This is a genomic window from Bradyrhizobium sp. T-1 (assembly GCF_053592855.1).
Genome location: NZ_JBSGOX010000002.1, coordinates 26,674 through 40,088, shown reverse-complemented (window position 1 = coordinate 40,088; position 13,415 = coordinate 26,674). Strand labels below are relative to the sequence as shown.

The 13,415-nt window shown below is 61.5% G+C and carries 15 protein-coding genes and 5 pseudogenes; 9 read left to right on the top strand and 11 right to left on the bottom strand.

Features of this window, described 5'->3' with window-relative positions; genetic code table 11:
- Positions 1 to 138 precede the first annotated feature (138 nt).
- Positions 139 to 1,205 (top strand): annotated as a pseudogene (locus ACWAT4_RS39540) (hypothetical protein).
- A 100-nt stretch (positions 1,206 to 1,305) separates the two neighbouring features.
- Here the strand turns inward: ACWAT4_RS39540 and ACWAT4_RS39535 are convergent.
- The 4 genes and pseudogenes from ACWAT4_RS39535 to ACWAT4_RS39520 all read right to left on the bottom strand — a co-directional run.
- Positions 1,306 to 1,680, bottom strand: a pseudogene (locus ACWAT4_RS39535) (IS630 family transposase); the annotation flags it as partial.
- Positions 1,671 to 2,485: pseudogene (gene ltrA / locus ACWAT4_RS39530) on the bottom strand (group II intron reverse transcriptase/maturase); the annotation flags it as partial. The pseudogenes ltrA and ACWAT4_RS39535, both read right to left, overlap by 10 nt.
- Positions 2,486 to 3,011: 526 nt before the next feature.
- Positions 3,012 to 3,515, bottom strand: a pseudogene (locus tag ACWAT4_RS39525) (helix-turn-helix domain-containing protein); the annotation flags it as partial.
- Positions 3,512 to 3,853 (bottom strand): hypothetical protein, encoded by a 342-nt coding sequence (locus tag ACWAT4_RS39520; RefSeq protein WP_128929782.1) that lies wholly within the window; start codon positions 3,851 to 3,853, stop codon positions 3,512 to 3,514. The pseudogene ACWAT4_RS39525 and the gene ACWAT4_RS39520, both read right to left, overlap by 4 nt.
- Positions 3,854 to 4,007: 154 nt before the next feature.
- Here ACWAT4_RS39520 and ACWAT4_RS39515 point away from each other — a divergent pair.
- The 3 genes and pseudogenes from ACWAT4_RS39515 to ACWAT4_RS39505 form a co-directional block, all read left to right on the top strand.
- Positions 4,008 to 4,297 (top strand): annotated as a pseudogene (locus ACWAT4_RS39515) (chorismate-binding protein); the annotation flags it as partial.
- Positions 4,294 to 4,584, top strand: coding sequence for a type 1 glutamine amidotransferase family protein (locus ACWAT4_RS39510; RefSeq protein ID WP_347339917.1), 291 nt, complete (start codon positions 4,294 to 4,296; stop codon positions 4,582 to 4,584). The pseudogene ACWAT4_RS39515 and the gene ACWAT4_RS39510, both read left to right, overlap by 4 nt.
- A complete protein-coding gene (locus ACWAT4_RS39505; RefSeq protein ID WP_206733205.1) occupies positions 4,556 to 4,951 on the top strand; it encodes a hypothetical protein in 396 nt (131 codons plus the stop codon). The genes ACWAT4_RS39510 and ACWAT4_RS39505 overlap by 29 nt, the downstream gene beginning before the upstream one ends.
- 237 nt (positions 4,952 to 5,188) lie before the next feature.
- Here ACWAT4_RS39505 and ACWAT4_RS39500 read toward each other — a convergent pair whose 3' ends face one another.
- Both ACWAT4_RS39500 and ACWAT4_RS39495 read right to left on the bottom strand, forming a co-directional pair.
- The gene (locus tag ACWAT4_RS39500) at positions 5,189 to 5,494 is read right to left on the bottom strand and encodes a hypothetical protein (RefSeq protein ID WP_206733204.1); all 306 of its coding nucleotides are present in this window, start codon (positions 5,492 to 5,494) and stop codon (positions 5,189 to 5,191) included.
- A gap of 4 nt (positions 5,495 to 5,498) precedes the next feature.
- Positions 5,499 to 5,639 (bottom strand): hypothetical protein, encoded by a 141-nt coding sequence (locus tag ACWAT4_RS39495; RefSeq protein ID WP_206733203.1) that lies wholly within the window; start codon positions 5,637 to 5,639, stop codon positions 5,499 to 5,501.
- Positions 5,640 to 5,684: 45 nt separating this feature from the next.
- Here ACWAT4_RS39495 and ACWAT4_RS39490 point away from each other — a divergent pair, with 45 nt between their 5' ends.
- The 4 genes from ACWAT4_RS39490 to ACWAT4_RS39475 all read left to right on the top strand — a co-directional run bounded on the left by ACWAT4_RS39490 (position 5,685) and on the right by ACWAT4_RS39475 (position 8,454).
- Entirely contained in the window at positions 5,685 to 6,203 is a 519-nt protein-coding gene (locus ACWAT4_RS39490) for a hypothetical protein (RefSeq protein WP_206733202.1), read from the top strand.
- 8 nt (positions 6,204 to 6,211) lie between these two features.
- Positions 6,212 to 6,592, top strand: a complete 381-nt coding sequence (locus ACWAT4_RS39485; protein WP_206733201.1) for a hypothetical protein — start codon at positions 6,212 to 6,214, stop codon at positions 6,590 to 6,592.
- Between the two features lie 393 nt (positions 6,593 to 6,985).
- Positions 6,986 to 7,348, top strand: a complete 363-nt coding sequence (locus ACWAT4_RS39480) for an ATP-binding cassette domain-containing protein (protein ID WP_206733200.1) — start codon at positions 6,986 to 6,988, stop codon at positions 7,346 to 7,348.
- Between the two features lie 14 nt (positions 7,349 to 7,362).
- Positions 7,363 to 8,454: a hypothetical protein gene (locus ACWAT4_RS39475; RefSeq protein WP_206733199.1), complete on the top strand. Its 1,092-nt coding sequence runs from the start codon at positions 7,363 to 7,365 to the stop codon at positions 8,452 to 8,454.
- 352 nt (positions 8,455 to 8,806) lie between these two features.
- Here ACWAT4_RS39475 and ACWAT4_RS39470 read toward each other — a convergent pair whose 3' ends face one another.
- Positions 8,807 to 9,538 (bottom strand): ATP-binding protein, encoded by a 732-nt coding sequence (locus ACWAT4_RS39470; RefSeq protein ID WP_128929783.1) that lies wholly within the window; start codon positions 9,536 to 9,538, stop codon positions 8,807 to 8,809.
- On the bottom strand, positions 9,498 to 10,346 hold the full coding sequence (locus tag ACWAT4_RS39465; RefSeq protein WP_128958633.1) for a coiled-coil domain-containing protein: 849 nt from the start codon (positions 10,344 to 10,346) through the stop codon (positions 9,498 to 9,500). The genes ACWAT4_RS39470 and ACWAT4_RS39465 overlap by 41 nt, the downstream gene beginning before the upstream one ends.
- A gap of 104 nt (positions 10,347 to 10,450) precedes the next feature.
- On the opposite strand from ACWAT4_RS39465, the gene ACWAT4_RS39460 reads away from it, so the two are divergent.
- Complete coding sequence (locus tag ACWAT4_RS39460) at positions 10,451 to 10,921, top strand: hypothetical protein (RefSeq protein ID WP_128958632.1); 471 nt, start codon at positions 10,451 to 10,453, stop codon at positions 10,919 to 10,921.
- 589 nt (positions 10,922 to 11,510) lie between these two features.
- Here ACWAT4_RS39460 and ACWAT4_RS39455 read toward each other — a convergent pair.
- The 3 genes from ACWAT4_RS39455 to ACWAT4_RS39445 are packed head-to-tail and all read right to left on the bottom strand — an operon-like array spanning position 11,511 to position 13,397.
- Positions 11,511 to 12,287 (bottom strand): ATP-binding protein, encoded by a 777-nt coding sequence (locus tag ACWAT4_RS39455; RefSeq protein ID WP_128929785.1) that lies wholly within the window; start codon positions 12,285 to 12,287, stop codon positions 11,511 to 11,513.
- A complete protein-coding gene (locus ACWAT4_RS39450) occupies positions 12,268 to 12,873 on the bottom strand; it encodes a hypothetical protein (RefSeq protein ID WP_167506286.1) in 606 nt (201 codons plus the stop codon). The genes ACWAT4_RS39455 and ACWAT4_RS39450 overlap by 20 nt, the downstream gene beginning before the upstream one ends.
- Positions 12,870 to 13,397: a metallophosphoesterase family protein gene (locus tag ACWAT4_RS39445; RefSeq protein ID WP_167506287.1), complete on the bottom strand. Its 528-nt coding sequence runs from the start codon at positions 13,395 to 13,397 to the stop codon at positions 12,870 to 12,872. The genes ACWAT4_RS39450 and ACWAT4_RS39445 overlap by 4 nt, the downstream gene beginning before the upstream one ends.
- Between the last annotated feature and the right edge of the window lie 18 nt (positions 13,398 to 13,415).

Genomic DNA, 13,415 nt, shown 5'->3' with positions numbered 1-13,415 from the left:
CATGACGCCAATGATCTTGCGGCGGGGCTTCGGTTCGAGCACATCCTGGCGTCAATGGAAGAGATCGAGCGCGCGGCGAAACAGGCTCCGATGATGGGATCAAGTCATGGATGAGCCTCCGGAGAATGTTCCGCACGACTGCCCGATCCCGCCACGATCGAGGCGGTCCTCGCCCGTCTTCCGATCGGAGCTAACGAAACGGCGCTGGCGGCCGCGCTGACAGAGACGTTTGCTGGATTCCCATTTTCGACGGCGGCCATCGATGACCAGTATTGGCGCGACAGACGCTCGGTGATCGCCGCTGACGGGACACGGATCGCAGAATACCGGTCGTGGATGGAAGCCGAGCTTGCCAAGAACAACGGCGACATCGGCGCGCTCTGGACGCGATTGCGCCAGAGCGATCTTCAGACTTCTGAATGGCGCGGTAAGACGGTCTACGCCTTCGCGCCGACTGGATCGGGCGCGGCGGACTATGTGCAAATCCGTCTCGGCCGGGAAGTCGAATCGCGTGCGGGGCCGATCGTCAATCGACGTACCGCCCTTGGGGCAAGGACGAATTACTCGATCCGTCATGGATCACGCACGAAGAGATGTCCGACAACAAGGTCATCGCGGGTCCGCTCTATCGGATGCTTGGGCGCGCGGGCAGCAGCGTCATCTACGTTCGGAGTTACCTTACGCGGTGCGCCCGACTCGAGCGCGAGAGGCGCGAGGCGCAGCGGCCGGAGATGGAACGTCGTGCGGTGCGTGAAGTGACACGGGAGGGCACAACCGAGACGCCGTTTCTTGAACTGGTGCCGGACTGGTTCGAGTTCGTACCGCGGGAGAACCGTTTCTTCCAGGACTGGGACGAATCGAGCGCCTCGGCTGAACGCGTCTACGCGCACTGGGCCCTCGATATTTGCGACTACGACCACAAAGGCACGCGCGAGGTTGGATTTGTGCCGCGTCCCCTTCATCTGCCGGACGAGAGGCTTGGCGTGGGAGGTGCGTCCGTCCATTTCTTGATGGACCGCGTGGAAGCGATCGACCGTGAAGTCGGCGTTCCATTCGGCTGGTTTTTTCTGATTACGCATGGCAATCGCGTCGAGCCGGAGGTTGGTCAAACCATCGCCAAGGGCCTCCGCGATCAGCGTGTCATCTTGCCCAATCGGGATGCTCGAGTGCTTCTGCGCTGGGCCGAACGGCCGTATGGATTCTAAGAGGACGACGGCTGCGGGAAGCTGGCTTTGCTCGACTTGTCGGGACGGATGTCCGTTGCAGGTCCTGCGATGATATCGACCGCGTCCTCGTTAGAGCGTTTCACATTTTGATTGAAGCATAACCTGAGTTTGCGAAGTAGTTGGCGCATTCGCGGGGCTGGACCTCCTGGACGAGGTGACCGATATGGCGCCAGGTGTCCTCGAGGGTGCGCTTCTGGGCTTGCCGCATCCAGTGTTTGATCTTGGAAAATGCCTGCTCGATCGGGTTGAGGTCGGGCGAGTATGGCGGCAGGTACCAGAGCCTGGCGCCAGCCGCCTTGATCATCTGTCTGACAGCGTTCGACTTGTGGCTTCCGAGATTGTCGAGAATGACGATATCGCCCTCGCGCAAGGTCGGCAGGAGCAGGTGCTTCACGTAAGCGCGGAAGCATTCGCCATTGATCGGGCCGTCGAAGACGAAGGGTGCCGTGAGTTGTCCTTGCAGTAAACGATCTGCGTCTTCGTCGGATGCATCTGAAGTCCGCACACTTCCAGCCTCGCTTGAAGCTCCGCCTTAATGGCTTCTGCTTCTTGCTCGGTCCGGCAGTGCACCAGTCCGTCATCGGCATACCGACACCAAGGAAGGTCGGGATGTGTCCGCGCCATCCAGAGATCAAACGTATAATGCAGGAACAGATTGGCCAGTATTGGGCTGATCACGCCCCTTGAGGGTTCCGCGGATCCGCTCAACGAGCTTCCCGTCCTTTTCCCTTGATGCCGTCAGCCATCTTTCGATGTAGAGCAGCGCCCATTTGCATTTCACGTGTCTCCGGACCGCCTTCAGCAAGAAGATCATGCGGGAGATTGTCAAACAGTCCTTTGATGTCGAACTCCAGGACCCAATCATATTTCCAGCACCGCTGACGCGTGACGCCCACGGCGTCCAGAGCCGATTTTCCTGGCCTGTGACCGTAAGAGTCCGGCAGGAAGATGGATTCCAGTTCCGGCTCAATCATCCGTTTGACCACCATCCGATCGCTGATAGTGGGCACACCTAAAGTCCTTTCGCCGCAGGTCTTCTTTGGAATGGAGACGGCGAGCACCGGAGGTGGAAAGTACACCCCCGACGACATCCGATTCCAGATCTTGTAGAGATTCCCTGCAAGGTCTTTCTCGAACATCTCGAAGGTCTGTCCGTCCACTCCAGCCGCTCCGCGATTGGATTTGACCGCCTTGTACGCTTCGTACACTCGCCGCTTCTCAATCGAGAACGGCTTGTTTATCGCACTGTTCGAAGTCATCCTGTTTCCAGTTGGTCCAAGAGTACGACTACCTGACCCGATCCCTTTGCTCCGTCCCCATTACAGGGCCCTCAACGCTCCTACGGATCGGTCCGCCCCAGTCTCTTGCATCGGTACTCCCGCCTCGCGGTTGGCACCGCTTGCGCTTCTCCCTTGGCATCAAGAGCCTGGTTCCTGCAGTTCCACGCGAAAGCCTGTGTCCGACTCACGCCCCCTCTACGCCGGTCGCCGCCCGCCCAGTCGTCAGGCATCTGGCGGACGTGTCCCAGGTTGACGAGACGGTCCTGGTTTTGACGACACTTGAATTAATAACGACGCGTCTCAGGAGGGTTCACTTTCGTTCGTCTTTCGGACACTCACCTGCTCGGTATATTCCGAACTTCTGATCCGACGCTCACCACCACAGCTCTTTACCGCAGCAGCTCGGATTGGTTTGAGACCCGCCCCTGAAAGCTGATCTCGGGGGCCCGCCCCCATCTTTCTCGCAGCTTCACCATCGGTCTTAGTTCATTTGAACTCCTTCCGCTGTCTGCAGCACACTCTCATCGATGAAGACGAGCCGGCCCGGATCGAGCCCGGCCTGCCAAGATCGCCAACGCAGGCGCCTACGAGAGACGTCGGCGCGAGCCTGTTCGAGGGCGAACAGTGTTCTTTTGAACCGCAGCCCCTCCCGGCGCAGGAACAGCCAGACTGCGTTGTGTGAGACCTTGACCCCACGGGCTGCCAGCTCTGCCTTCAGACCATGCAGCGTCAGGTGCGGCGTCTCGGTGATCCGCTCGACGATGAAGGCCCGGTGCGGATCAAGCACAGGCTTGCGGTGACCACCCATCTTGCCGGGGGCTACCGAGCCGGTCGCTCGATAACGCTGAGACCACTTCACGACTGACGAGACCGCAACGCCAAACCGTTCCGCCACAGATCGGCAGCTCTCACCCTTGGCAACAGCGGATACCGCGCGCTTACGCAAATCGTTGGAAATTGGTCGGACCATCAGATGCTGGCCTCCAGCCCAGCCAGCATCTTGAATCATATTCGCCCCAGATCCGGGATCCCTTCCGATTCAATAAATCTGTGAACCGCTCTAGGTCGGAGTTCGACCCGTACGGAGCCTCCGTTTCCAACATCCTCCAATGCGGCTTTCCAGACCCGCCGTATTGCCCGGCCGAGTGTGGCGGGATCAACTGGACAGTCTGTGACGAGCGGAACCATGACATTGCCGGTCACGCCGGCCGCTTCGTAGGCTTTGATGATCGCGAGGGTGGCGCGAGAGGCGGCGACCACTGACATCGCTTCGACGAGATCGAGGGGGACGATGCCGTTGGTTTTCGGTGTCCGGACGATGGGGATTGTGGCTGTTTCGATCGTCAAGTTCGCGTCCGCGCTCGATTGGTCTGCATCCTAGTATCGGTTGGCCATAGTGGTGCAACAAATCTTTGCGTGTCAACCCCCGGTAGTGATACCGCCCTGCGCAGTAGGGCCGCGTGATGCTGATCGATCGCGCAATGATGTATTGTCGTGTGGATGCGCCGTCGGCGGCTCCATCACCGGGGCACCGAAGGTGCGCTCGATGGAAATTATTGCGGAAATCGAGCGCGTGGCGCGAGAGGTATATTGCGGGGCGATCGGCTTCAACGGGCACATGGACACGAACATTGCGATCCGCACTGTCACGATCGACGACGACCTGGCCGTATTTCATGCCGGCGGTGGAATAACGGTGCTGTCGGACCCAGAGGCCGAATCGAGGAGACGCTCGCCAAGGCTCAGCGGATCTTTGATGCATTTCGTGCTGAAGCAGCTGGTGCACTTTGATTGCCATCATTGACAACTACGATTCCTTCGCCTTCAACATTGCCCGCTATTTCCGCGAGCTTGATCAAGCAACGGAGGTCGTCCGAAACGACTTGGCGAGCATCAGCGATCTTGTTGGCCTCAAGCCGCGCGCGGTCAGCCTTGTACTCAAGTTGCCGGTCCTGAATTTGGATCCGCAAGGAACATCGCCGCTGCCGGACCTTCAATTCGCTGGACTGATAAGCGTTCACAGGGTAAGTGCCGGCAAAGGGGGCAAACGTGAACGAAGACTCACCGGCACCGCGTGACATTCATCTGCTTACTACCGACACACTGCTCGCCGATTTGATCGGCGGGCGAGCCGTCGCTGTCGCCGCGGGCGACCATCTTTCGATAGACTCAGACGATGCCCGCGCGGTGTTGGATTGGTATCGCCGCAATCGGGGCAAGTGGGCCGGTAATCTTTCCGCAGGCGACGTCGAGGCAATCATCAACGTCATTGGGACGGAGCCGCCGACGCTGGAGACCGCGGCTGATGATGGTCAAGCTCGCACTGTCAAAGTGTTGCGGCTGGTAAAGGTCGTCGCACACCGGTTTGCTGGGCTGCACGTTTACGGTCGTTCCACCGCGCCTCCCGACACGTTCGTCTTCGAATCTGGCAAGACTGTCACCTAGGGCGCCGATGGTTCGGGCAAGACGTCCATCGCCAACGCCATCGTCTGGTGTTTGACCGGTCACCTCATCCGCTCCCAGCGCCCACCCGAGGAGGGACCGACCGAGTTCGTTTGCGAGGCCGCGCGCAACGACGACACGGTAACGACGCACCCGATGTCGGCAATCACGCCTATGCCACACAAAGCTAGCGATCTGCCTGCGGACGGCGAGGCGATTCCAGCCGACAGTTGGGTCGAGCTAACCTTCGTCGACGCCCACGGTGACCCGCTGCCACCCCTCCGCCACCAGGAGGGCCGCACCCCGCGCGGCAAGATCACCGAGACACCGCCCGATCTCGACGCAATCGGCATCGACCCAATTGCCTCGCGCATTGCGACGACCATGCCCGCGCTGCTGCCGTTTCTGGCGGTCGGCTCTACGTCGCAACTCGGCGAGGCAGTCGCCCGCCTGACCGGCCTCGCTGACCTCGTCGATCTCGCCAAGCATGCCGGTAAAGCGTCCGAGCGGATTGCCAAGCGCACGACCAAGGAACTCGAAGCCCAACGCATCAGTCGTAGAACGCTACCAGCAGGCTGCCGACGACCTCGCCGGCGCCGTCGCGGAATTTCCCGCCATCGCATTCGAAGGAGATGCACCTGCGGTCGATGCTGAGGATTCCAAAGGCGGAATCCAGGAGATCAATGAGCATTTCGCGGCCCTGAAGGCGACGGCACTGGCCAAGGCGCGCGAAGTATTGGGCGAACAATTCAACCCCGAGGACAAGAAGGCCCGCGACGACCTCGAGGCGAGCATTCGGCCAGCCATCGAACAGCTATCGAAGCATCTCAGCGAGTTGCCCTCCATCGCGCGGCTCTCGGCCCTGTCGGCGAGCGCCGACGAGATCGCGGTGGTCGCCAGACTGTTGGCGCAGATCGATGCCGAGGCGGCGACGCTGGCCGCGCTTGCTGCGAGCCCCGACCGCGCGCGGCGGGCGCAGCTGTACGCTAGGCTTTCCGCCTGGATGCACGAGCATGGCCATGCCGATGACGGCATGTGCCCGGTTTGCGTCGGCCCGCTCCACGGGGAATGCGATCCGGTTACTGGTAATACGGTCAGCGACCACCTAGCGGAAGCCACGCGAGACCGCGAGGTTATCGCGCGCACCGTCGCCGAATGTCGTCGCACTGGTGCAGTCGCCTCCTCCAAGATCTTCCGCCTACCCTCGCGAAGGAAACCCGCGGCGACTTGCCAGGGTCACCCATCGACTTATTGAGAGCTGGATTGATTGACGAACTGTTCGGGACGGAATCGTTCCGCGGTGCGCTATCGGCGCTTCGCGCCGATGCTTCGGCGCTCGTGGATGAGCGCCTCGCGACTTTGCCTGCCTTCGAAGAACCGGACACTCGTGTGCTGCCTGCCGTATTGGTGACTGGAACGACGGCGTTGCAGCGGATAGTCGACCGCACTGTGCGTGCGTTGGCGTTCGCCGAATGGCGCGGAGCCAACGCCGCAGCACTGAAGAGTTTCCTCCAGCCGTTCGGCGCGGCCAGGACGGTGCCGCCGACGCGAGCCGGGCGATCGGCCGCCGATTGTCATCGCTGCTCGCGATCGTTGAGGGCGTCGCGCCGCTTAATACCGCGATCGAATATGTTCGCCGGATAGAAGCCGCCCGCGTGGAACATGCATCGAAGCAGGCGCGTATGGACGCCTGCTGCAGGGCCGTATCCGCGCTTGATCTGCTTGTGCCACTCGCCGAGCTCGCCCAGTCTCAGGTTGAGGCGCTACGGGCGAAGCTGCACAACCGGTCGGAGCACTGGCGGCGCGCGATCTACCGCAACGCGACCGGCTTTGCTCCCGACCTTACCGGAACTGGTATGGACGCACGGGGCGTACTTGAGCTCAAGGTCGGCCGCGAGGGCGTGACCGCACCTGCCCAGCATGTCTCCAACGCTTCTGCGCTGCGCGGCGCGCTGCTCGGCTTCTTTCTCGCCTTCCGCGAGCACGTCCTCACAACCCGCGGCGGTCTGTCATTGCTGGTGCTCGACGACCCGCAGAATGCTCGACAACGACAATCGCGAGCGCCTCGCGCGAGGTTTGGCTGGGCTCGCCGAGGCGGGCGCTCAGCTTCTAGTGACCACCCACGATCGCAAGTTCGCCCGCTCGCTCGTTGCCGAGAATCGTGCCGCCGACCGCGTTGAGCATCTATCTGTCCACCCGGTGAACGCGGTGCGGCCGACTCTCATCGTCTCGCCAGCGATCGAGGAGATCGATCGCGGGCGCCACGCGTTTCATATGAACTCCGATTCCGCTTCTGACGCACAGAACTATGCGGCCTGCGCGTCTTCCTCGAATCGCGGCTCGGTGATCTATTCGATGATGTTGCTCATCCCGCGTATGCCACATCGACGAAGCCGCTGACGCTCATCCCTCTGATGGACAAGCTGCGCGGGCTCGTCTCGATCGGGACAGGCGAACTGTTTGCCAATCCGGTCGTCAAGCGGTTCGCGGAGGATACCGCCCTCGCCGAAGGGGCGGAGCCGCGGCGTGTCCTCAACACGTCGCACCACGACAAGGCGTCGATCAGCTACATGGACGTAAAGGCTGTCGAAGCCGACTTCGCGCGGCTGCGGACCAGCATCGAAAAGGTCCACGAACAATTTCGCTTGTACCGGTGGCGCGAGCCACTCGCGCCTTCCGAGAGCAGAACGGACGTCGCGCCCTTGCGGCCGATCATCCGCCCCACCTTTTCCGTTCCGCTCTGCCCAGAAATCGCCGCGTTCGTCGGCGAATTGCCCGTGGGCGGGACGCAAGATGTTGCTGTCGAACGGCTTAGTGGCGAATGGTTCGAGGGCAAAGCGCTCTTCTACGTCCGCGGCGACACGTTGGGCTTTGCTATCCCCGGCGGCGCGGTCGCGATCGTCGAGGTTGAACCTTATCCTGGCCGCGACCAACATCTTGTGATTGCTCAGTATCGCAATCGAGTGCTGGCACGACGGCTGGTGACGTCACGTGGCGCAATCGGTGTCTCGCTAGCTGCGCAGATGCCCGACCCGCGGACCTCGCGCCCGACACTGACGTTCGACGAGAGCAAGCTGCGCGTGCACCGCATTGTCGGCGCAATCTTCACCGATATGCCGCCGCCGCCTGGAAGTGGCGAGGCAACGCCTGTCGATATGGTGCCGGAGCTTGCGCACGTCGTCGTCGCTTACCGCGTCAGAGAGGACAGCGCCGTTCCACTCGCGCTTCCCGGTCAGATCATTTTGGGCGGCGCCGAGCTAACAATTGGCTATCTCGATCGATGGGAGAACACACTTGTCGCAGTAACGCTCGATGATGGTACGAGCATTCTCAAGCGGGTCGGTGCCCGTCTGCCCGGTAAGTTGGCTCACCTCCGCCAATTCGAGACGATCGGCGGCCTCGGTTCGTCGATTGTCCTCGCGACCGAGGCGACCGATATCTTCGGCGTGATACCGACCTTGGTCACTGCGCGAGGAGTCGTTGGCGTGCTGTATGATTGCGCGTGATCAGGCGACGGAGTCGTTCGGATCGTTCGCAGGTACACCGAACGCCCGTTTTCTAACAGAGAGTGCAGATAGTCGCCTCACTGCTATCGGCCAGTCTTTGCAGTTCCCGAAATTGAAGTCGCCCGCAATCTCATCCAATTTCAACCTCGCCCATCGAGATCCTAAAGAAGATCAACGCCGCTGCGGTGCTTTGTCGGCGATGCGATTACCATCGGCAAGGCCCCTGCATAGCCGATGGCGGCTTGAGGAATAGCCTCGGCAGCGCGCTCCGCGTGCTGGCTCACCGGCCGGGCTCGTGAACGAGCCCACCCGCCGTCCGGCTTCGATCCCTCGCGCTGATGCCGTCTACCCGTCAGGCCACGTTCTTTATCGGAACCCCGCGGGGTTCGAGAACCGCGGTCGCCACATGCCCGTCGAAAGCTGTGCGGGCAACGCCGACCAGATGCTGATGATGAGTGAAGAAGAGCACTTGCGTCTTTTCCGCCAGCTGTTGCAGGACTTTGAAACCAGCCGCAGCCCGCGCATCGTCATAATTGATGAAAAGATCATCGGCGATAAATGGCGCTGGCGCGGAATGCGTAAGATACTCTTCTACGGCAGCGATGCGTAAGGCCATCAACAACTGATCGGCCGCGCCTTCGCTCAGTCCTGATACTGGGACGGCGCCTCCATCCCCGCGCAGACCCGCTAGGTGCGGAACATCCTTCTCATCGTATGCGAGCGTAAGCCGTTCGAAGGAACCGGCGGTCAGGATCGAGAACAATTCCCCGGCTCGCTTGAGCAGCGGCGCCTGCTTTTCACGCCGGAACCGCTCGATCGCCCATCTGAGGATCACCGACGCCGAACGAACGCGCGCATATTGCGCGGCAGCGTCGCCGCCGACGGCCTCGAATACGCGCTCGGTATCTTTACTGTGCTGGATATTGGTCAGTTGCCGCTCCCGGACCTCTTCGAGCGATTTCTTCAAAGTCTGTTCCCGCGCCGCAGCCTGGTCGGGATCGTTGCTGTGGCACTCCTCGGCGAGAACCACTAGGCCAAGACCGTCACCATCGGCTTCGAGCGTCGCGCAACCGCGCCCGTTCATCCTTGAGCGCGCGTTGTTGGTCAGACCGCTGAATAGCTTCGCGCAACGCGTCGATCGTTCCAGCGCCGGCCGCCCGTTGGAGCCCTGTCATAATGACCCGCGCGTCATTTCTCGACCTGTCGCAGTCGTCCAGCTTCTTCTGAAGATTTTCAACCGCTTCACTCTTCTCGTTAAGTGAGTCACGCGCCTGCTTCGACGCATTCAATCGTGCATGAAGCTTGAGGGCGGCCTCGTCTGCGTCCTCACCCGCCAGCTGCACCGACACCGATGCAACGAGCCTTTCGACCTCCGTTGCAAACGCCTTGATGTCGCGCTCGATCTTTCCGATTCGCTCGTGCTGCAAGTCCGCAATCTTAACTGACGTCTCGCGCATCTGGTCGATCGCGTCGATTTGCTCCTGAATGGTCTCAATGGGACCTTCAGCCGAAAGACTGAGCGCCGCCAAGGCGTCCTTCCACTGCGCATTCCAGGCGGCGCGTTCTTTCTCGGCGCCCTCGACCACACCGCGCTTGCGCTCGACGTCGGCCTTGAGCTTCCGCTCATCGAGCGCAAGCTCGGTCCGCTTTTGCGCATTCGCCTCTTCCGTGCGGATGCGCACTTCCGCCGTCGCCAAAATGCCGTTCAGGGGCAGGCTGCCTGCCGAGGCCGCAATCGCCGTATCCTGCAGCAAGCCCACTAGCTGTCGCTTGGCTTCTGCGATTTCGTGTTGCAGCGACGTTGCCGAGCGAGCTGCGCCGTCGCGCTTGGCGATCTGATCCAGCAGATCGGCCCTCGCGTCGAGCCAGTCGAGCATCTCGTCAGGGGGCAACGGGCCATCCGTGACACCGTTCCACATGCCGGCCCAGGCATGGCCAAGGCGCTCCGCTCTGCAGCTAACGAGGCAAGTTCTTGCTTGTTGGAGTCGAGAGCGTCTTGCTGGTCGGCGATCTGCCGAGCCAGCACCATGGCCGCAGCCGTCGACTCTGCGTTCTGAAACCGCTGATCCGCCGCCGCATCGGCATGGCCGACAGCCGTTTCATAGGCGTGGAGCAGCGCGTCGCCATCTGCGAAGGCGCGCTCTTCCGATTCCGGCACTGCGATATTGTCGACATGCCGACGCCTGATGATAGGCCATCCTGCGTCCCGGCGTTCCCGCAGCTTCGTCAAATCCTCGGCCGACACGATCTTTTCATCGGATACCAACCGCGCGTAGGACTTTCGATTGTTCTCGACAGCCCGAGTCGGATCGCGGATAGCCGCTTGCTGGCTTTGAGTACGGCCTTCAAGATCGCGCACCGCGTCGCGATGTGCCTTCACTGCGGCTTCGACCAGGATTTTCATGGCGCGCAAACTCGTCTCGTCAACGACCGCGGGATTCATCATCGCCATTTGCTGCCGACATAGTTCATCCGCGTCCCGATACTCTCGCTGGGTAGCCAGGAGAGGAGCGTCAAGATCGCCCAAGGCGGAAGTGGATTTGACCACGCCCGCCAAGCCCGACAGATCCTGGGGGGTCCCGATCGCCTCAATGCGAGCCTGGAGATTGGCCAGCTTTTCGCCCGCGTCTTCAAGGGTCTTCTGGGCATTCTCGACGGCCGCAAAGCGGCCGCCGCGAGAGGTCAGCAAGCCTTGCACGGCCGAAGCTTTGGCACGCGGCGGGATTCTATCAACCAGCTCGGCGGTCTCACCCGTCCAAGCCAGTTCGGACGCGGCCCACTTGAGAGCGTCTTCCGCCGCTGCGAGCTCCGCCCGCCGCTTTGGCAATCAGCTCTTCCCGAAGCGAGCTGGATTCTGAGCTTGGACAGGCGTTCGATCTCCGCCTCATGGAGCAGAACGTTATCGTCTATCGCGATCGCGGCGCGCTCAGCGCTGAACGTTGCTATCTGTTTCTGAAAGGCTGTGATGCGCGCCTCCGCGGCGGCGTTATCGGCCGACGCCTTGTCGAATTGCTTCGCGGCATCAGCGGGCAGATCGGCAACGACGCCGAGGGCCGTTATCTCGTATTCGATTTCGCCGAGACGCCGTACGTTGCGATAAACGCGCCGGACGCGCACGATTTTGGCGAGCTCGGCGACTTGCTCTTCGATCTCTTTCTCGATCTGGACACAGCGTCGCGCGCCTCTTCATAGGCGGATTTCAGCTCCTGCCATTTGGTCGCGGTGACCGTGTGTTGGCGCAACGTCGCTTCGGCCTCTTTGAGACGTTCCTCCGCCTGGTAATATTTCCGGTGCCCCGCCCTGCGGCTGCCCCACAGCCCGTCCGCTTCTTCCTGCATCGCCGCCAGTCGATCGCGAAGACCGGAGACGCCCGCCCCCGCGGCGAACAAGGTCGCGCCGACATCGTCCTTGGCCTGGATGATGTCCCGGCCGCCATCGCGCAGGCGCTCATGGGCGAGACAGAACATCCGGCAGAAGAATGCGCGATCTATCCCGCCGACCAACGGTCCAAGCAGCCCGTCGCCCGCAGGAAGAGGCAGCTCGTCAAGGCCGAGCAGCGTGTCCTTGTTGCCCTTGCGCCGCCGGATCGATAGCTCCGTTCCCTCACGTTCCAACGTCGCGCCGATGCGCAACGCCGCGTTCTCATGAAGAACGTTTCTTGCAGACTGACCCGGAATCCCGAACAGCAGCTCTTCAATCGCCGACATCGTCGTCGACTTGCCGGCCTCGTTCTCGCCATACACGATATGAAAATCGGGCCCTTCAGACGGAATATGAAGCGAGGCTTCGGTGAAGTGTCCGTACCGGATCAGGTCAAGGGAACGGACACGCATGGATCACCGCCTCTCTCGCAGCCAAGCGCGCGCTCAGATATGCGCCTGCCTGCTCAATCACCGCGCCAAAGTCTTTGTTGATCGCCGCCTCCAGAAGCGGATCGTCGATATCCAGCGCGGCATCATGCGGAAGCCTGCGGACGAGATCGCCCAGATCGCTCGCGATCTCCGCCTGCAAGTCAGCGTCGTCCGCAGCATGAGCCAGCAGGACAGGGAGATCGTTGATCGCGCTCCCATCCGACAGAATGCAGACCGCCGATGCCGATCTGGTCACATTGATAACGCGTTCGATCCAGGCGACCTCTTCACCGAGCGCGAGGGCTGCGGCGCGCGCTTCCGCCAGCAATTGCAGCCCGGAGGCCAGCAACTCGCCATGGAGAGCGGTCGCGCCGCTCAGCTGGATGCGGCAGGCCAGCAACCGGCCCTCTGCGTTTCTGGTGGCCTCGCCGATGATGCTCTTGATTTGATCGATGACGTCCCCAAATCGTGCGCGTTCGCCAACCGGCACGTCGAGATATATCCATCGCACGACGTCGGTATGCAATGGCTCAATGCCTTGCAGCGCGCCGTCCCTCACCGTGATCAACTGCGCCGACTTTGCGCCGGCTTCGCGGATATGGCGGCCTTGCAGGTTGCCGCAGAGACGTGCGGCTGCTCGTGCAGCACGCCGCCCTGATGCACGTGTGCAAGAGCCCAGTAGTCGTAGCCCTTGTTTACCAGTTCATCGAGCGTACCCGGTGCGTAATTCTCATGGGGGCCTTTCGGTCCTCCACGGGCGGTGTGTAGAACACCGATGTTGAAATACCCCTTCACGGGCGGTGGATAAGCCGCCGCCGCGTTATCCGTCGTCGCCTGCATACGGAAGCTCTGACTGTGGATCGCAACGCGAGGATCGTCGAGTTTGAAGGTCTGGGATTTGCGATAGCTGAACACCTGCACGTTGTCCTGGAGTGGCAACCGTTTAGTGATCTGACTTTCAACGTCGTGATTGCCGTGAAGAACGAAAGCCGGGATGTTCGCCGCGCGCAGGCGCCCCATCTGCCGGACGAAAAGGAGCCCGGTCTGAAAATCGCGCCAGTCGCCATCATAGAGATCGCCGGCGATGATCATGAAAGCAACCTGTCCGTT

What these genes read in the sequence shown, in the direction of transcription:
- ACWAT4_RS39495 (WP_206733203.1), bottom strand. Translation starts at nt 5,639, where the DNA reads ATGCTCATTGATCTCCTGGATTCCGCCTTTGGAATCCTCAGCATCGAC.
- ACWAT4_RS39480 (WP_206733200.1), top strand. Translation starts at nt 6,986, where the DNA reads ATGCTCGACAACGACAATCGCGAGCGCCTCGCGCGAGGTTTGGCTGGG.
- ACWAT4_RS39475 (WP_206733199.1), top strand. Translation starts at nt 7,363, where the DNA reads ATGGACAAGCTGCGCGGGCTCGTCTCGATCGGGACAGGCGAACTGTTT.
- ACWAT4_RS39470 (WP_128929783.1), bottom strand. Translation starts at nt 9,538, where the DNA reads ATGAACGGGCGCGGTTGCGCGACGCTCGAAGCCGATGGTGACGGTCTT.
- ACWAT4_RS39455 (WP_128929785.1), bottom strand. Translation starts at nt 12,287, where the DNA reads ATGCGTGTCCGTTCCCTTGACCTGATCCGGTACGGACACTTCACCGAA.
- ACWAT4_RS39445 (WP_167506287.1), bottom strand. Translation starts at nt 13,397, where the DNA reads ATGATCATCGCCGGCGATCTCTATGATGGCGACTGGCGCGATTTTCAG.